Below are 17,000 nucleotides of genomic sequence, written 5' to 3'. Positions count from 1 at the left end.
TCACATGACAGGTTTGACCGCTGAACTCGTGGTCGAGGGTCGCGTCCCGCAGACACCGGCTCTCGCTCCGAACGGGCATCTGCTCTGCTACGTTCTCGCCCCCATCAGCCGAATCGGTGACCACCTCGACACCGCGCTCTGGCTGGCCGACATCGACGGCGACGGTGTGTGGAGTCGGGTGACCGCCGACACCGCGACGGAGTCCCTGCCCCGCTGGTCCGCGGACTCGGGCACGTTGTACTTCCTGTCCGACCGCGCCGAGCGTGGCGCTCCGCAGCTGCACCGGCTCACCCCCGCCGACGACGTGGTGACCGCGGTGACCCACTGGCGCGCCGGCATCATCGACCACCGGCCGCTCGCCGATCCCAACCTGATCGCGCTGCTCGCCGAGGACGAGCCCACCGAGCAGGACGTGCGCCGCGCCCAGGACCGTGACGACGCCATTGTCGTCGGTGAGCGCGAACCGCGTGCTCGGCTGCGCCTGCTTGACCTGCGCACCGGCCAGGTCACCACCCCGGATGTGTTCGGCGACAGGCACGTCGTGGAACTGCGGCAACGACCCGACGGTGGCCCGCTCGCCGTGCTCACCCAGGCCAGCGCCGACAAGGACTACGGCCCCCGCACCGGCCGGCTGCACCTGTTCGACCCCGCCACGGGGACCGCGGAAGACCTCGGACCGGTCGAGGTCGACGCACAATCCCTGGCTTGGTGGCCGGCTGAAGACGGTTGGCACCTCGGTTACCTCGCCCTCACCCCACCGGTCCTCCACGCAGGCACCGCCGTGTTCGACCTGGCTATGAGCAGCCGCGTCCGCCGCAACCGCACCGCCGACCTGCCGATGTGCCCCACCGAACTGCGCCAGACCGACGCCGCCCCGCTGGTGGTCTTCGCCAACGGCCTGAACACGACCCTGGCCCGGCTCGACCCCGACGGTCCCACGCCGCTGTCGCAGCACCCCGGCCACCTCGACGCCCTCACCACCACCCCAGCGGGCAAGACGATCGCGGCACTGACCGGCACCCGTCACGAACCCACGAACGTTTGTGTCGGGCCACCGACCGGGCCGCTGCGGAAGATCACGGACACCCGCCCCGAACTGGACGGCATCGCACTCGGTACCCAGCGACCGCTGGCCTATCGAGCCGCCGACGGCCTCGATCTGGACGGTCTGCTCGTACTGCCGGCCGGGAAGTCCGCCTCGGACGGCCCGTTCCCACTCGTCACGATCGTGCACGGGGGCCCCGACGACCGGTACGCCGATCGCCTCCAGTTGTTCTCGTTCCACGGCGCACAGGCACAGTGGCTGGCCACCGCCGGGTACGCGGTGTTCCTGCCCAACCCGCGCGGCGGCCAGGGCCACGGCCACGCGTTCGCGGCCAGCGTCGCGGGCAGGGTCGGCCGGGAGGAGTGGTCCGACATCCTGACCGGCATCGACCTGCTCATCGCCGAGGGCATCGCCGACCCCGACCGACTGGGCATCGCCGGCGGCAGCCACGGCGGCTTCATGGCCGCCTGGGCGATCGGGCAGACGAACCGGTTTCGCGCCGCGCTGGTCAACGCGGGTATCACCGACTGGGGAATGCTCGCCGCGACCGGGGAGCACGGCCAGCTCGAGGGCGCACTCAGCGGCAGCATCGGGTGGGAGGGGATCGGCCCACACCCGCACGACGCGGTCAGCCCGATCTCCTTCGCCAGCCGCGTCCGCACGCCGGTGCTCATCCTGCACGGCGCCGAGGACACCAACGTCCCCCTCGGCCAAGCCGTGTACTTCCACCGGGCCCTGCGCCATTTCGGCGCCGAGCACGAATTCGTCATCTACCCCAGGGAGGGCCACTCGATCCGGGAACGCAACCACCAACTCGACGTCCTGCGTCGCACCCGCGCCTGGTTCGACCGCTGGCTCCAGCCCTGACCGGACGTGCCTGGTCCTGGCACCGTTGTTCCCACACTGACGACCGCAAGAAGCAAAGGCGATCTCGGCCAGACCGTGCTGCAAGTACCCGTTTCCGAGCTTGAGCGGGTGGAGGGCCTGTGGTGCGCGGACGAGGGAACTCCTGGTAGATCGGACGGTGTCTATGCGCCGTTCCACCAGGAGTTCCGTTGTCGTGCCCGATGCCCGCGGGCTGTTCCACCGAGGGTGCCCCGTGCTGCCGCCTGGCCGCCTCCCACCAGCCCACCCCACGGACGGCTCGGTAGCCCACCGACCTCACCGACGCCCAGTGGGGTGAACTGGATCCGCTGCTGCCCGATCCGGCGTGCCTGGCAGGCCGGGGCGGTCGGTGGGAGAAGCACTGCCGTCGGGTGATCGTGAACGCGATCCTCGACGTGGTCGACAACGGCATCAAGTGGCGCGCACTGCCCGCGGACTTCCCGCCCTGGCCCACGGTCTACGAGCGCTTCGCCCTGTGGGAGAAGGCCGGTGACAGCGTCTGCTCGACGCGTTGCGCGACCGCGTCCGCCTGGCGGAGGGCCGGGTGGCGGCTCCGTCGGCGGCGGCCATGGACTCGCAGTCGGTGCGCGCCGCCGAGACAGTCGGCCATGCCACCCGCGGCTACGACGCGGGCAAGAAGGTCCCCGGCCGCAAACGTCACATCGTCGTGGACACCATGGGGCTGCTGTTGGCCGTGGTGGTCACCCCGGCCTCGACGCAGGAACGAGTCGCCGCGCAGCCTGCTGCGGCGGATGCGCGACACCGCCGGCAAGCGAACCTCGTTGGTGTGGGCCGACGGCGGCCACACCGGCCCCCTGATCCACCGGGCCCACAAGACACTTCGTCTGGTCGTGGAGATCGTCCACCGTCCCGATCCGCCGTACTTCACCGTGCTGCCCAGAAGATCGGTGGTGGAACGAACCCTGGCCTGGATCACCGGCCACCGCCGCTGCGTCCGCGACTACGAACGACTACGACACAACCACGAGGCCATGATCCGCATCACCGTCCGCCGACTCAATCAACGGACGTAGCTCGGAAACGGACACCTACACCCTGCCGCAACTCGAAGTGTTAAGCGTGGCCGTGAGTAGGCGCCAGCAAGGTGGAAGAACTACTCAACTTGCGTAGTTCTTCCACTTCTTTCCGGGACGGTCTCATTCGCTTGCGAGGTCGACGTCAGCGGGCTCGGACCAGCCCTTGTTGGTAGGCGATGACAACGAGTTGCGCGCGATCGCGTGCCCCGACCTTCGACATCGCCCGGTGGATGTGCGTGCGCACGGTCAAAGGGCTCACGAACAACCGCTCACCGATCTCCTGGTTCGACAGGCCGTGCGCGGCCAAAGCGGTCATCTCGCGCTCGCGGTCGGTCAGGGCCGCGAGCAACCCCTGGGGCACATCGCTGATGTCGCCGTTACCGGACAGGAAGCGGTCGATCAGCGCGCGGGTGGCGGCGGGCGAGAGCAGCGCTTCCCCGGCCACGACGGTTCGAACCCCGTCCAGCAGACCCTCTGGCGTGACGTCCTTGCCGAGGAATCCGCTCGCCCCGGCCTTGAGCGCACGGGCCACGTGTTCGTCGGTTTCGAAGGTGGTCAGAATCAGCACGCGGGTACCCACGAGGTCATTGGCGGAGCAAATCTGCTGTGTCGCGGCCAAGCCGTCGCGGAGCGGCATCCGGATGTCCATCAGGACCACGTCAGGACGGTGGCGCCGGGCGAGATCGATCGCCTCCTCGCCGTTCGAAGCCTCGGCGACGACCGTCATGTCGTCGCAGGAGTCGATCAGCATGCGGAACGTCGAGCGGAGCAGCGCCTGGTCGTCGGCGAGGAGGATGCGGATCATCGGAGCACCTGGTGTTCCCGCGTCGCAGTTCACGGCGCGCGCTCGTCGGGCGAAGTCGTCCCCTGCCCCGGTTTCCCGATGAGGAGCTTGCTGCTGCGCCGGAACGCCCACACGACGACCACGGCCACCGCCAGCGACATCGGTGTGCCCATGGCGATGCGGGCGAAGCCCAGGCCGTTGGTGCTGTCGACGAGGTAGAGCCACTGCTGGACGCCGAACCGCGCGCCGAGGACCACGGCCGCCGCCAGCGTGGCGAAGAAATGCGCTCGCAGGACGCCGCGGTCCTCCCTCCAGGGGTTGTTCCGGCCGTGGGTGAAGTTCCAGATCACCCCGGTGACAGGACGGCGGATCAGGAGTGAGAGCGCGGCGATCAGGAAACCGACGAAATAGGCCCAGATCCCGACGACGAAGTAGTTCTTCGCCGAGCCGGTCACGGCGACGAGTGCCGCGGCGAACGCAATGCCGACCAGGCTTCCCAGCGCCGTCAGGGGACGCTCGCCTTTCAGCAGCCGGAACGCCACGAGCCCGAGCCCGACCACGACGGAGATGACGATCGTCGCGGTCAGCGGGAGGAGCGCGTTGGCCGTGACGAAGACGACGACCGGGATCGTCGCGTAGAGGAACCCCTTTCCCTTTGGTTTGCCGAACCGGTCGGTCGCCTTCTCGGGCACGACCGGATCGCCGTTCGGCGGAGAAGCACCGGGTATGGCTTCCCCTCGCTCGAACTGGTCGTTGATGGGCTCGGTCACGATCATTTCCTCCTACGATCAAGGCGGTGCCACAAGAGCACTGCTCATGTCACGACCTCGTAGTTGGATGGCGGTTGGCCATCGTTTGGGCGAGTGCGAGCGCTTCGTCGAAGTTCGCTCCTCGGGCGATCAGCCGCCGGCACCTCATGATGTGGCGCTGTCCGTCGAGGGTGAGTGCCCCGCTCAGCTCGTCACCGCGGCGGTAGAGGGCCACGAATCGCTCGCCCGCCGACTCCCCCGACACCACGACGTGTTCGTCGCCGTCCGCGACACCGGCGAACTGGATGCGCGAGCCGTACCAGTCGGACCAGAAGCAGGGTCCGGTACGGCTCGGCCACGGCTGGAAACAGGGCGTTCCGCGCCGCCCGTGCTCCCTGCTCGGCGGCGTTCGACCAGTGCTCCACCCGCATCGACGTGCCGAACCGGGGGCGTGCCACCGGGCGACGTCGCCCGCCGCGTAGACGTCGGCGCCGCCGGCTCGCAGGTGCTGGTCGCAGACGACCCCGTCATCGATGGGCAATCCGCTGCCGGCAAGCCACTCGGTGGCTGGGGCCGCCCCGATCCCCGCTACGACGAGGTCGGCCTCGATCGAGGTGCCGTCCGCCAGGTGGAAGCGTTCGACGCGCCCGCTCCCTTCGATCGCGGTGACCTCCTGCCCGCAGGCCATCGTGGTGCCGTTCCTCTCGTGCGGGGAGGCCAGCGCCTGCCCGATGGACCTGGCCATGGGCGCGGGCAGCGCTTCGCCGATCGTGGTCGGCAGACCACGCCCGCGAGCTGCCGACGTGACCTCCGAGCCGATGAAGCCCGCTCCGACGACGACCGCCTGAGCACCTTCGTCCAGGGCGCGGCGCACCGAACGGGCGTTGTCGAGGGGCGCAGGACGTGCACGCCCACCAGACCGCTCGCGCCCCGCGGCCCACGAGTGCGCGCACCCGTCGCGATGATCAGTGCGCTGCAGGGGATCTGTCCTTCCCGCATGCGCACGACACGGGCATCGGGATCGAGACCTGTCGCGTGCTCGCCGTGCAGCACGTCGACGCCGTGGTCGTCGGCGAGCTCGGGGTGACCGCGGAGCGGGACGTGGTCGATCGGCGCCCCCGCGGACAGGAACTCCTTGCTCGGCGGAGACCGGTCGCGGAGAAGGCGGGCCTCCGCTCCGACCAGGGTGATCCGGTCGTCGAACCCGGCCTCGCGGGCGGACTCGACCGCCCGGAGGCCCGCGAGCGAGGCACCGGCCACGACGAGCGCGCCGCGGTCGGGTCTGTCCATTTGCGACGCCACCCCGGTCACGCCTCGAACTTCAGTGCCTGGGTCGGGCAGCCCTCGACAGCCGCGGCCACGTCGGCCTCGGCGGAGGAAGGCACCTCGACGCGCAGGACGGCCAGGTCGCCGTTGGCGTCCACTTCGAAAACCTCGGGCGCGAGGGACTCGCAGATCCCGATTCCGGTGCACTTGGCCCGGTCGAGCACGATCCTCACCACAGCGCCGCCTCCTGCGCCGCGGGGCTCAGGCGGACGTGCATCCGCTTGACGCCGGGCACCATGTTCGACCGCATGCGGACCACCTCGCCGTCGAGTTCCATGCCGGAGAACCGGGAGATCAACTCCTCGAAGAACACCCGCGCCTCCAACCTGGCCAGCGACAGACCCAGGCAGGCGTGCTCGCCCGTGCCGAACGCGAGGTGAGGGTTGGGTTTGCGGGTGACGATGAACTCCTCGGCATCGGCTCCGAAGACGTCCTCGTCGCGGTTCGCGGCGCCGTAGAGCAGGATGACCGTCTGTCCCTTCTTGATGACCTCGTCCCGGAGGGTGACGTCCTCGGTCGCGGTGCGGGTCATGTGGGTGACCGGGGTGGTCCAGCGCAACATCTCCTCCACCGCGCTGGGGATCAGGGCGGGGTCGTCCACGAGCTTCTGCCGTTGATCGGGGTGGTTGATCAGCGCCAACGTGCCCAGGGCGATCAGGTTGCGGGTGGTCTCGTTCCCGGCGAGCAGCAGCAGGCGGAGGAAGTTGACGATCTCGTCGTCGGCGAGCTTCTCACCGTCCACTTCGGCGTCCAGCAGGGTCGAGACGAGGTCGTTGGCGCGGCTCGACTTCCGAAGTTCGATCAGGTGCTGGAAGTAGTGGCTGACCGCGCCGAACGCCTCTTGGGGCGTCATGGCGATGTCCGGGTCAGCCGCACCGATCACCGCGTCGGACCAAGCGCGGAAGTCCTCCCAGTCCTGGTGCGGCGCGCCGATCATCTCGGCGATGATCCTGGTCGGTACCGGCGCGACGATCCCCTCGGCGAATTCGAGGCTGACGCCTGCCTCGACCCGATCGAGCGCACCGCGGACGATGTCGCGGATGCCGGGCTCCAGCAGGGCGATCTGGCGCGGCGTGAACCCCTTGGACACCAGCCTGCGCAGGGCGCCGTGCCGCGGCGGGTCAGTGGTGATCAGCATCTTGCTCACACCGCCGGACGGGCGGTTCGGGTCTTGCACGTTCACCCCCTGGGCCGAGGAGAACAGGTGTGGCCGCGCACCGATCCACTTGATGTCCTCGTAGCGCGTGATCGCCCAGGAACCGCCGTTGGCGTCGTTCCAGTGCACTGGTGACTGTTGGCGCAACGCCCGGTAGGCAGGCGCCGGATCCCCCAGGTAGAACTCGGGTGATCCCAGCTCGTAGTCCATGTCCGCTCCCTCCGAGAGGCACTCCCCCGACGCCTCGACATGTAGCACCGTACACGTAATTTATGCGACCCTCTACACCTAATCCGCGACGCTGGGTCGCGGTCGTCACACGGGAGTGCCGCTGTGGGCCAGACCTCTTCGCCGAAGTTTCTGGTGTCCGTACTCGCGCTCACCGGGATCACCGTGTCGTTGCAGCAGACCGTCGTCATCCCTCTCCTGCCGGCACTGCCGCGGCTCCTCGACGTCTCTGCGGCCGACGCCTCGTGGGCGGTCACGGTCACGCTCCTGGCGGGCGCGGTGGCGGCGCCGGTCAGCGGGCGACTCGCCGACATGTGGGGCAAGCGGCGCCTGCTCCTCATCTGCCTGGCATCGCTCGTCGCCGGTTCGGCGGTCGCGGCGCTGAGCGGTTCCCTGGCACCTCTGCTGGTCGGTCGCGCACTGCAAGGACTGGCCACCGGCGTCGTGCCGCTGGGTATCAGCCTCATGCGCGACCACCTGCCCCAGCCGCGCCTCGCGCCGGCCACCGCCATGATGAGCGCGTCACTGGGCGTTGGAGCGTCCCTGGGGTTGCCGCTGTCGGCGCTGCTCGTGCAGTACGCGAACTGGCGCTTGCTGTTCTGGGTGTCCGCGGGCTTGGCGGCACTGGCCGCGCTGCTCGTGTCGACTCTCGTCGCGGAGTCGCGACAGCGGACCGGCGGGCGTTTCGACGCCCTGGGGGCCGCGCTGCTCACGGCGGCTCTGGTCTGCCTGCTCCTGACGATCTCGAAGGGTGGCCTCTGGGGTTGGACGAGCTTCACCATCGGCCTGCCCGCCGGGTCGGCGGTCGTCCTGCTGGCGGCGTTCGGCGCCTGGGAGCTGCGCGCCCGTCAGCCCCTGATCGACCTGCGCGCCAGCCGGGTCCGGCAGGTGGCGCTCACCAACGCGTCCTCGGCGGTCTTCGCCGGCGCGATGCTCATGAGCCCTCTGGCCTTCACCCAGCTGTTGCAGATGCCGGTGGCCACCGGTTACGGACTCGGGCAGACGATCTTCATCGCGGGGCTCCTCCAGGCGCCAGGCGGATTGTGCATGATGGCGATGTCCCCGTTGTCGGCGCTCATCACCCGGACCGCGGGCCCCCGGCGCACACTGATGATCGGCACCCTCGTCGTCGCAGCCGGTTACGGCTTCGCGGCGCTGGCCCACTCACACCTCTGGCAGGTGCTGCTCTGCACGATGGTGGTCGGCGCCGGGATCGGCCTGGGGTACGGCGCCGTCCCCTCGCTGATCATGGCGGCCGTCCCGGTCACGCAGACCGCGGCCGCCAACAGCCTCAACAACCTCTGCCGCGCGCTGGGCACCTCCAGCGCGAGCGCGGTCACCGGTCTGCTGCTGGTCGCCTCGACCACGTCCGTGGGCACCCTGACCGTCCCGTCGGAGACCGCGATCGTCGCCATCCTCCTGCTCGGCGCGGGCGCGGCCCTGATCGCACTGCTGATCTCCGCCTTCATCCCGAGGCGCGCCGTCGAACGGAGTCCCGCGGTGGCCGCGACGACGCCGACCTGATGGACGGGCTAGTCGCGGAACTCCTCGGCGCCACGGCGGGCGAACCTGATCAGCATCTCCCCGAACATCTCCCGCTCCTGCGGGGTCCAGTCGGCGAAGACCCGCCGGATCCGTTGCCGGTTTTTGGTGCGCATGGCGTTGAGGTGATCCGCGGCCATCGGTGTGAGGCTCACCACGAGCGCGCGACGGTCGCGCTCATCCGGCTGACGGTCGATGAGACCGCGCTGCGCCAGCTCGTCGAGGTGGCGCGTCACGGTCGTGCGGTCCAGGCCCAAGGAGGCCGCGAGAGCCGAAACCCGCTGCGGCCCGTCGCGGTGCAACACCATCAGCGGCTGGATCGTACCCCGGCCCAGGTGCTCGGAGAAGCTGGCGGCCAGGTCCTCGAAGTAGGTGTTCGAGGCGCGCGTCAGCAAGGTGATCGCCTCGATGACCCGGTCTTCCAGCCGTTGTCGTTGCGCCATCGCTCCATCCTGGACTTGCCGCGCCCGCATCGGGCTCGGCGTGAGTCTACTGCCGTTCCCTACTGCGATCCCCGTACGCGGTGCCCGCATCCGAACGACGACGGGGGCGGGGTCCGGACGGGAAGCTTCGAGCCACGTTCGAAGGAAGTGGAGTGTCTTGTCATGGCTGGATTGCTGAGTCGTCTTGGCCGGTTCTCGTTTCGCCATCGGTGGCTGGTCGTCGTCGTGTGGTTGGTGGCGCTGAGTGGTTCCGTGCTGCTGGCCGTCAAGTCGGAGGGGCCCGTCACCACCAGGCCGACCATGCCGGGAATCGAGTCCCAGCAGGCGTTCGACCTCATCAAGGAGCGGTTCCCCGGTGTGGCCGCGGACGGTGCGTCGGCCACCATCGTGTTCGTCGCCCCGCCGTGGAGGTCGGTGACGGACGCGGAGAGCCAGCGGACCATCGAGGCGGCGCTGGCGTCGGTCTCCGGCGGTCCTCAGGTGTCACGGGTCACGCCGCCGTCGGCGGGCGGGAGCATCAGCGCGGACGGTTCCACCGGCTTCGCGTCGGTGACCTACGCGGTGCCGTCGCCCGACGTGACCGACGAGTCGCGTGCCGCGCTGGGCAAGGCGGTGGAACTGGCCCGAGCCGGGGGGCTGACCGCGGAGGTGTCCGGCTCGGCGCTCAAGACCGGCACCAAGATGAGCGCCGTGGAACTCATCGGGGTCGCGATCGCGGCGCTGGTGCTGCTGATGACGTTCGGTTCGCTGGTGGCGGCAGGCCTGTCGCTGATGACGGCGATCATCGGGGTGGCCATCTCGTTCCTGTGCGTCTGGGCGGCAGCCGGACCGATGGGGATGATGATCACCAGCGGGATGCTCGCGCTGATGCTGGGGCTGGCGGTCGGCATCGACTACGCGATGTTCGTCGTCTCGCGCTACCGGGAGGAACGCCACGGCCCGGACGACGCCGAACGGGCGGCCGGTCGCGCGGTCGGAACGGCGGGCTCGGCGGTGGTGTTCGCCGGGATGACCGTGGTGATCGCACTGGCCGGCCTGTCGGTCGTGGGCATCCCGATGCTGGCGAAGATGGGCGTGGCCGCCGCGGGCGCTGTACTGGTGGCCGTCCTGGTGGCGCTCACCCTCGTGCCCGCCCTGCTGGGTTTCGCCCCGAACCGGGTCCTGGGACGGGCGCGGCACCACATCGGCGTGCCCACTCCCGAGCGCTGGTCGCCCGCCCAGGCGTGGATGGGCTTGGTCCTGCGCAGGCCGCTCCTCATCACCCTGGCCGGTGTCGGCGTGCTGGCCGTGATCGCGGTTCCCGCACTGTCCCTGCAACTCGGCACGCCGGGGGACGCGGCGCTGCCCGCCACGGCCACCCAACGCCAAGCGCACGACCTGCGGGCCTCAGCGTTCGGGGCCGGGTTCAACGGCCCGTTGACGGTCGTGGTCGACGCACGCGACGCCGATGACCCGAAAGCCGCGGTGACGCTCGTCGCGGAAAGCGTCAAGGCGACCAGCGGCGTGGTGTCGGTCTCGAAGGTGACCTTCAACCAGGCGGGTGACACGGCCATCTTCAGCGCCGTGCCGTCGACCGGCCCGACCGACGAGCGCACCGAGGACCTGGTGGAGTCGCTGCGCGCCGATCGCCCCCTCGTGGAGGCGGCCAACCTGGTGACCTACGAGATCACCGGCACCACCGCGCTGGACATCGACATGGCGCAGAAGACGCAGGCGGCCCTGCTGCCGTACATCGCGATCGTGGTGGGCCTGGCCCTGTTGCTCCTGCTCGTCGTGTTCCGGTCGGTTTGGGTGCCGGTCAAGGCCGCGCTCGGCTTCCTGCTGTCGCTGTTCGCCTCGCTCGGGGTGATCGTCGCGGTGTTCCAGTGGGGTTGGGCGGCGGATCTGCTCGGCGTCGAGCAGGTCGGACCGGTCATGAGCCTGATGCCGATCCTGCTGGTGGGCATCGTGTTCGGGCTGGCCATGGACTACGAGGTCTTCCTGGTCTCGCGGATGCGCGAGGCGCACACGCACGGCAAGCCCGCTCACGAGGCGATCGTCACCGGCTTCCGGCAGAGCTCCAAGGTCGTGGTCGCCGCCGCGGTGATCATGGTCGCGGTCTTCGGCGGGTTCGCGGCCGCCCACGAACCGCTGATCAAGATGGTCGGCCTCGGGCTCGCGACCGCGGTCTTCTTCGACGCCTTCGTGGTCCGGCTCACGCTAGTCCCAGCCGTGCTGCGACTGTTGGGCGAGCGGGCCTGGTGGCTGCCCCGGTGGCTCGACCGGGTGCTGCCCCACGTCGACGTCGAGGGCGAGGCGCTGAACGACGAACAGCCCGGACCCGAGCCCGACCGAACGCCCGTCCACGCGCTGAGCGGGCGTTGACCGTCCGGGTGGAGTCGAACCGATGAACGTGGTGACCGCGCTGGTCGCGTTCCTGTTCGCCGCCCTCGGTGCCAGCCTCGGCACCGAGGGCATCTTCCGGCCGGCAGAGGTCCTGCCCGGCGCCATGCTCAGCCTGGCCGCGAGCGTCGCCCTGTTCGCCGCCGCCCGACATCCGCGCGTGGCGACCGTGATCGCCGTCGGCTGCGAGGCCGCCGCCTGTGCGGCGGACTACCTGCCGACGCCGTTGCTGCTGGCCCCGCTGATCGGGTGCCTGTACCGGCTGACGGTGTCGGCCGGCCCAAGGGCGACCGCCTGGTGGACCGGGTTCGCCGTCGGCGCGGTGATCCTGGGCGGAATGGCGGGCGACACCACACCCACGGGCGGGTCGTTGATCCTGCGGACCGCCGGTGTCGCCCTGTGGCTGCTGCCCGCGGTGTTCGCCGGACGCATGACCCATGCCCAACGGGCGTACCTGCGGATGGTCCAAGCCCGCGCCGAGGACGCCGAGCGGGGCCGCGACGACGAGATCCGCCACCGGATCAGCGAGGAACGCCTGCGCATCGCCCGTGAGCTGCACGACGTCGTCGCGCACCACCTCACCGTTGCCAACGCGCAGGTCGGGACCGCGTCCCATCTGATGGCCGAGCGTCCCGAGCAGGCCCGCCAGCTGCTCACCGGGCTGAACCGCTCCACGTCGGCGGCGCTGCGGGAACTGAAGGCGACCGTCGGGCTGCTTCGCGACTCCGACGACGATCCTCCCGCGTGCACCACGCCCGCGCCGGGCCTCGACCAGCTCCCCGAGTTGGTCGAAGCCTGTCGGTCAGCCGGGATCGACGTCACCGTGCGCGTCGACGGCCCACCCCGGCCGCTGCCTCCGCTGGTCGAGCTGACCGCGTTCCGCATCGTCCAGGAAGCCCTGACCAACGTCACCAAGCACGCGTTCGGCCCGGTCGTCACGATCACCCTGACCTACGCCGAGGACACCTTCTTCGCCCGCGTGGTGAACACCGGCGCCCGTCCCGGCCCGGCGGGATCGGCGGGATACGGGTTGATCGGCATGCGGGAACGCGCGCACGCGGTCGGCGGATGGGTGTCCGCAGGCCCGGCCGACCACGATCTGTACGCTGTCTTCCTCACCATCCCACTGGCCACGTGGCAGGAGCACCAGGTGCCCTGGTGATCCACTGCTACTCCTGGACCGACGCCGTGCCCACCCGGCGGCAGATGGTGGAGGAGGCCGCGTGCGCAGGCGACGTGGACGGCGGCGGTGTGGTTGTGATCGTCGAATGGACTCGCACTGGGTGCATGGGCATGCCGGTTACCGGTGTCGTCATGGTCATTCGAGCAGCCGGACCCGCACAGCGGACACTCCCCTGCCGTTGTACTTTCGCGAGGAATTACTGATCACCAGGATCGGCACCCGCCTCGCCGGAAACGATCACGAGGATCGACCGAGTCCTGCGGAGGTTGCTACGTTCCTGCACGTCAACGCGATGACGGTCACCTGCTACACCGACCGTATCGCCATCGGGAGCCAGCCCTGAAAATACGAAAATCCGGACCGCAAAAGTGCGATCCGGATCCGTGGGGTAAAACGTGACCGAGGGGGGACTTGCGCCCCCACAGCTGCGCAATTTCGCAATATCTGCGAAATTCACCATGCAAGAGAAATTAGCAGGACGTTCCGTAGATCATCAACGGAGCCCGCGGACAGTCTGCGCCAAGGGATGCGGTTCCTTGGTCAGCGCCGACACCGCAGTGGCGACCTCCTCGACAGACGCCCGGACGTACGTGGTGGTAGTTCCCGCGTCCCGCGCACTGGAGTGCCCCGCGAACGCACGTGCCACCGCGTAGCCGAAGTTGCGTTCCACCCACGTCAACGTGGTGTACCGCAACCAGTGCGCACTCACCTGCTGCGCCCGCACCCACGCCAGATGCTTGCCCAGCCGCTGCCACAGGTAGCCGTATCGGCTCTTCGTGATGGGCTTTCCGTTGGCGTACCGGAGAATCGGCCCACTGTGATCACCTCCACGATGGGCGGCATGGGCGAGGAGATGGGCGATGAGTGTCGGCGACACCGGTTGCCACCGTTGGGTCTCTCCTTTCTCCCGCAACAACACCAGGCACTGCTGCTCGTCGACATCGACCAGGCGCAAGCCGAGCGCGCCTCCGCGCCTGCAAGCGGTCTCGATGTGCAGGCGCAGCAGCAGCGCGTCCAGTGCGGGATCGTTCCCGGTGGTGGAGGCGATGTGCATCAGTTCCTCGACTCGCGTGTCGGGCAGGCCTCGCCGAGTGGACGGTTGTCGTCGGGGTTTGGCCACTTTGGCGGCGGGATTGGTTGTGTCGCTGATGATGCCGTCGGCGAGGGCATGCTGGTAGAGGCAGCGCAGTGCGCCGATCAGGTGTTCGGCGGCGGAGTTTCCACCGCGGGCGTTGCGGCGCGGCACCGCCGTGCGCTTGACGTGTTCGGCGAGCGCGGCGATGTCGGAGGGTGTGATGTCGTCGAGTCTCCGTTCGCCCCAGTGGGCCAACACTCTGTTCCAGTAAGGGGTGTAGACCTTGCGTGATCCGGCCGGTACCGCGTCGATCACGGTCGGCAGGTAGTCGCTGAACGTTGGCGCGTGAGGCTTCGGTGTCGGGTCTTCCAGCAGGTCGGCTACCGAGACGCCGAGTCGTGCCAGCACCATCCGTGCTGTTTCGAGATCGACCGGACCGTCCGCCGCGAGGTTCACGACTGCGCGTTTTCTGCGAGTTCGGTGTTGTGCCGGACCACCATGCGGTCCAGAGCGGCCATCGTGTGGATGAGCAGCACTCCCTGCTCGGGCGCGGCCGCCAGCAGCACGCGGTCGCCGGGTGACAGCCCGCACCAATGCCTCATGGCGGCGGGTATAGTGACCAACGTGTTGCCAGGGACGCGGAAGGCACCAGAGGGATGGCGTCGGGCCACGATGACATCCGCTACTCGCGCGAAGTCCAGGCTCTGACCCGGCTGCCATCCCAGTAGCCGCGTGATCAAGCGTTCACTCGCGCGTCCTCCTCCATCCAGTGTGGCGATGCCGTAGACCATGGATCCATCTCGAGACAGCGCACCAAGATCGAGCAGCGGCAGCGCGGCGATGTTCCGCGCTTCGTCTGCCGAGAAGGTCGGGACGACGGCATTGATCACCAGTTCGGCGATCGTACGATCGTACGAACTGTCATCCATCAGGGCGCGTCCGCTAGTGTGATGCACCTCGACGGGCAGAGCAACGCGACATCATTCGCTTCGCCACCGACCCAACTCACTCTTCCCGCATAGGACGACACAGCCACTCCTCCGCCCTCCCCCAACCCATGCCGTACAGACTGCACCCCACCGAGGACATCACCTTTTCCACTTACCGGAAACTGATCCAACTGACACCTCGGGCGTACATCACTTCATATCACATCAAACTGACGTATGCGTGTAACAGTGAAACACATGGAATTCAGGAGACTGTAGAGGAGGATGAGGATCCTGGAGAACATTTCAGTAGAATGAGTCGCAGTGATATCCGTATTTGGTTGCGCCACGGGATATGGCATTACCCATCCGACTTGAGTCGGCTGTACTCACCGTCTTGCTCACCACCCCTCGTCCATCACCGAAGGCGGCTCGGGTGACCCCTGCATCGTAAGCGCGGCACGAGGCGTACTCATAGGCTTGGTATTGACCTTGCTGCGCCGTCGGTGCACCGTCGGGCATCACCCGGCTGGACAACGCCTGACGCGACCATCGTCATGCTCGTCAACGTCCTGAGCCGTCGGTCAAACAGTTCTAATGCGACCCGCGGACAAACTCAGCGCGAAGGCCTCACTGCTGCGTGCCCCTGGGTGCCAAAGCCGACCGCCGACCCCAGGTCCCGGAACTCGGCGCCGTGGTCAGGAGCGGCTCGATGCTGGCGCCTGTAACGGCAGCCGGGTCTACTACTCGAAGTGCCCTGCGCGGCGAGTGCCGAGTCGGACATGTTCACGATGTTGCGATTCCTCGCCAGTCCCGAAGGGCTGGCGCTGCATGGGCGGGATCACGTCATCGACGTCCGCCTTCTGGTTGCGATCCTCGCCAGTCCCGAAGGGCTGACGCTGCCCCCGACCGCGTCGAGATCGTCCTCATGGCACTAATGTTGCGATCCTCGCCAGTCCCGAAGGGCTGGCGGTGCCTTGATAATCCCGCCCGAGTCCGCTCCGTTGAGGAAGTTGCGATCCTCGTCAGTCACGACGGAATGACGCTGCTGTTCCTGCTCACCGCGCAGACCACGGGCAGCAGTAACTGGCAGGCGTGGAACGCCGCGTACAACGCGATGTTGCGATCCTCGCCAGCCCAAAAGGGCTGACGCTGTTCGTGACCGCGGGGCAGTCCCACCACAGGCGTCCGTTGCGATCCTCGCCAGTCCCGAAGGGCTGACGCTGCCAGCAGCGAACTCACCCAGCAGCGCGACATCTACGAGTTGTGATCCTCGCCAGTCCCGAAGGGCTGGCGCTGCACGTGCGGGTTCAGCAATACAGATGGATGGATCCGTTGCGATCCTCGTCAGTCCCAAGGAACTGGCGCTTCATCAAGCAAGGGGTTCGCAATCCCCGGCGATCTTCCGGTTCCGTGCGAGTTCCGCTTCGCTGAGCGCGGAGCCCCATCCGCTCCTCATCTCTTGGATGGAACCCACCTGATGTCTGCGGCGGCACGCAGTCCGCACCGCGACCGGCTCTTGGCCGCCATCGAGCAGATCTGCGGCACGCTGCGCGCCGGTGCCGATGACAGCGAGGACCAGCGGCGATCGATCCCACGATCCTGGCCCCATTGCGCGACGCGGGGTTGCTGGCGGCGCTGGTTCCCGCTGAGACCGGGGCTTGCAGGTGGATTCGCTCACCGAGTTGGAGCTGATCGAGGCGGCGAGTTTCCTTGACGGCTCCACCGGGTGGACCTACTGGGCGTTAGCGAGCAGTACTGCGCAAGCGACGTCGATGCTGCCACCGAAGGCTGGCGCTGCGATGGCCAGGTAAGAAGACCGGCCGCCCATCTCGATGTTGCGATCCTCGCCAGTCCCGAAGGGCCGACGCTGCCCACCTTCCGGAGGCCCTGCCCAACTATGCGCTGGTTGCGATCCTCGCCAGGCCCCAGGGGCTGACGCTGCTCGCTCAGCACGCCACCGATGGCGGCCTCGAACACCATGTTGCGATCCTCGCCAGTCCCAGGGGCTGACGCTGCACGCCTCCTGCGCCTCGTTGGCGATCGAGCGGTTGTTGCGATCCTCGCCAGTCCCGAAGGGCTGAGGCTGCTGGATGGTGTCGGCGGTGTGGGGACCGTCGCTGGGGTTGCGATCCCCGCCAGTCCCGAAGGGCTGGCGCTACGCCCACCGCAGTCTGCACGTAGATCAGACCCGGCACGGTGTTGCGATCCTCGCCAGACCCGAGGGCTGACGCTG

13 protein-coding genes and 3 pseudogenes are annotated in these 17,000 nt (G+C 68.6%); 7 read left to right on the top strand and 9 right to left on the bottom strand.

Features of this window, described 5'->3' with window-relative positions; genetic code table 11:
• The first annotated feature begins 4 nt into the window (after nt 1–4).
• The 4 genes and pseudogenes from AC156L_RS14600 (at nt 5) to AC156L_RS14585 (ending at nt 2,964) form a co-directional block, all read left to right on the top strand.
• Entirely contained in the window at nt 5–1,912 is a 1,908-nt protein-coding gene (locus tag AC156L_RS14600; RefSeq protein WP_330876523.1) for a S9 family peptidase, read from the top strand.
• A gap of 305 nt (nt 1,913–2,217) precedes the next feature.
• A pseudogene (locus AC156L_RS14595) lies at nt 2,218–2,409 on the top strand (transposase); the annotation flags it as partial.
• Between the two features lie 89 nt (nt 2,410–2,498).
• A pseudogene (locus AC156L_RS14590) lies at nt 2,499–2,636 on the top strand (transposase); the annotation flags it as partial.
• 46 nt (nt 2,637–2,682) lie between these two features.
• Nucleotides 2,683–2,964 (top strand): hypothetical protein, encoded by a 282-nt coding sequence (locus AC156L_RS14585; protein ID WP_330876524.1) that lies wholly within the window; start codon nt 2,683–2,685, stop codon nt 2,962–2,964.
• Nucleotides 2,965–3,109: 145 nt separating this feature from the next.
• On the opposite strand, the gene AC156L_RS14580 is transcribed toward AC156L_RS14585, so the two are convergent.
• From AC156L_RS14580 to AC156L_RS14555, 6 genes and pseudogenes are all read right to left on the bottom strand, one after another.
• Entirely contained in the window at nt 3,110–3,772 is a 663-nt protein-coding gene (locus AC156L_RS14580) for a response regulator transcription factor (RefSeq protein ID WP_330876525.1), read from the bottom strand.
• A gap of 29 nt (nt 3,773–3,801) precedes the next feature.
• A complete protein-coding gene (locus tag AC156L_RS14575; RefSeq protein ID WP_484406923.1) occupies nt 3,802–4,527 on the bottom strand; it encodes a DUF3159 domain-containing protein in 726 nt (241 codons plus the stop codon).
• 43 nt (nt 4,528–4,570) lie between these two features.
• A complete protein-coding gene (locus AC156L_RS14570) occupies nt 4,571–5,374 on the bottom strand; it encodes an NAD(P)/FAD-dependent oxidoreductase (protein ID WP_330876527.1) in 804 nt (267 codons plus the stop codon).
• A 101-nt stretch (nt 5,375–5,475) separates the two neighbouring features.
• Nucleotides 5,476–5,790, bottom strand: a pseudogene (locus AC156L_RS14565) (FAD-dependent oxidoreductase); the annotation flags it as partial.
• Nucleotides 5,791–5,807: 17 nt separating this feature from the next.
• The gene (locus tag AC156L_RS14560; protein ID WP_330876528.1) at nt 5,808–5,999 is read right to left on the bottom strand and encodes a ferredoxin; all 192 of its coding nucleotides are present in this window, start codon (nt 5,997–5,999) and stop codon (nt 5,808–5,810) included.
• On the bottom strand, nt 5,996–7,192 hold the full coding sequence (locus AC156L_RS14555; RefSeq protein ID WP_330876529.1) for a cytochrome P450: 1,197 nt from the start codon (nt 7,190–7,192) through the stop codon (nt 5,996–5,998). The genes AC156L_RS14560 and AC156L_RS14555 overlap by 4 nt, the downstream gene beginning before the upstream one ends.
• Before the next feature lie 153 nt (nt 7,193–7,345).
• On the opposite strand from AC156L_RS14555, the gene AC156L_RS14550 reads away from it, so the two are divergent.
• Nucleotides 7,346–8,734: an MFS transporter gene (locus tag AC156L_RS14550; RefSeq protein WP_330876530.1), complete on the top strand. Its 1,389-nt coding sequence runs from the start codon at nt 7,346–7,348 to the stop codon at nt 8,732–8,734.
• A gap of 8 nt (nt 8,735–8,742) precedes the next feature.
• On the opposite strand, the gene AC156L_RS14545 is transcribed toward AC156L_RS14550, so the two are convergent.
• Nucleotides 8,743–9,195: a MarR family winged helix-turn-helix transcriptional regulator gene (locus AC156L_RS14545; protein WP_330876531.1), complete on the bottom strand. Its 453-nt coding sequence runs from the start codon at nt 9,193–9,195 to the stop codon at nt 8,743–8,745.
• A gap of 234 nt (nt 9,196–9,429) precedes the next feature.
• Here AC156L_RS14545 and AC156L_RS14540 point away from each other — a divergent pair, with 234 nt between their 5' ends.
• Entirely contained in the window at nt 9,430–11,559 is a 2,130-nt protein-coding gene (locus tag AC156L_RS14540) for an MMPL family transporter (protein WP_330876532.1), read from the top strand.
• Between the two features lie 22 nt (nt 11,560–11,581).
• Nucleotides 11,582–12,739 (top strand): sensor histidine kinase, encoded by a 1,158-nt coding sequence (locus AC156L_RS14535; RefSeq protein ID WP_330876533.1) that lies wholly within the window; start codon nt 11,582–11,584, stop codon nt 12,737–12,739.
• 514 nt (nt 12,740–13,253) lie between these two features.
• Here AC156L_RS14535 and AC156L_RS14530 read toward each other — a convergent pair.
• Nucleotides 13,254–14,291, bottom strand: coding sequence for a tyrosine-type recombinase/integrase (locus AC156L_RS14530; protein ID WP_330876534.1), 1,038 nt, complete (start codon nt 14,289–14,291; stop codon nt 13,254–13,256).
• Nucleotides 14,288–14,764: a hypothetical protein gene (locus tag AC156L_RS14525; RefSeq protein ID WP_330876535.1), complete on the bottom strand. Its 477-nt coding sequence runs from the start codon at nt 14,762–14,764 to the stop codon at nt 14,288–14,290. The genes AC156L_RS14530 and AC156L_RS14525 overlap by 4 nt, the downstream gene beginning before the upstream one ends.
• Nucleotides 14,765–17,000: the final 2,236 nt, after the last annotated feature.

The organism is Umezawaea sp. (assembly GCF_057122925.1).
This window is presented reverse-complemented; position numbering and strand designations above follow the sequence as displayed.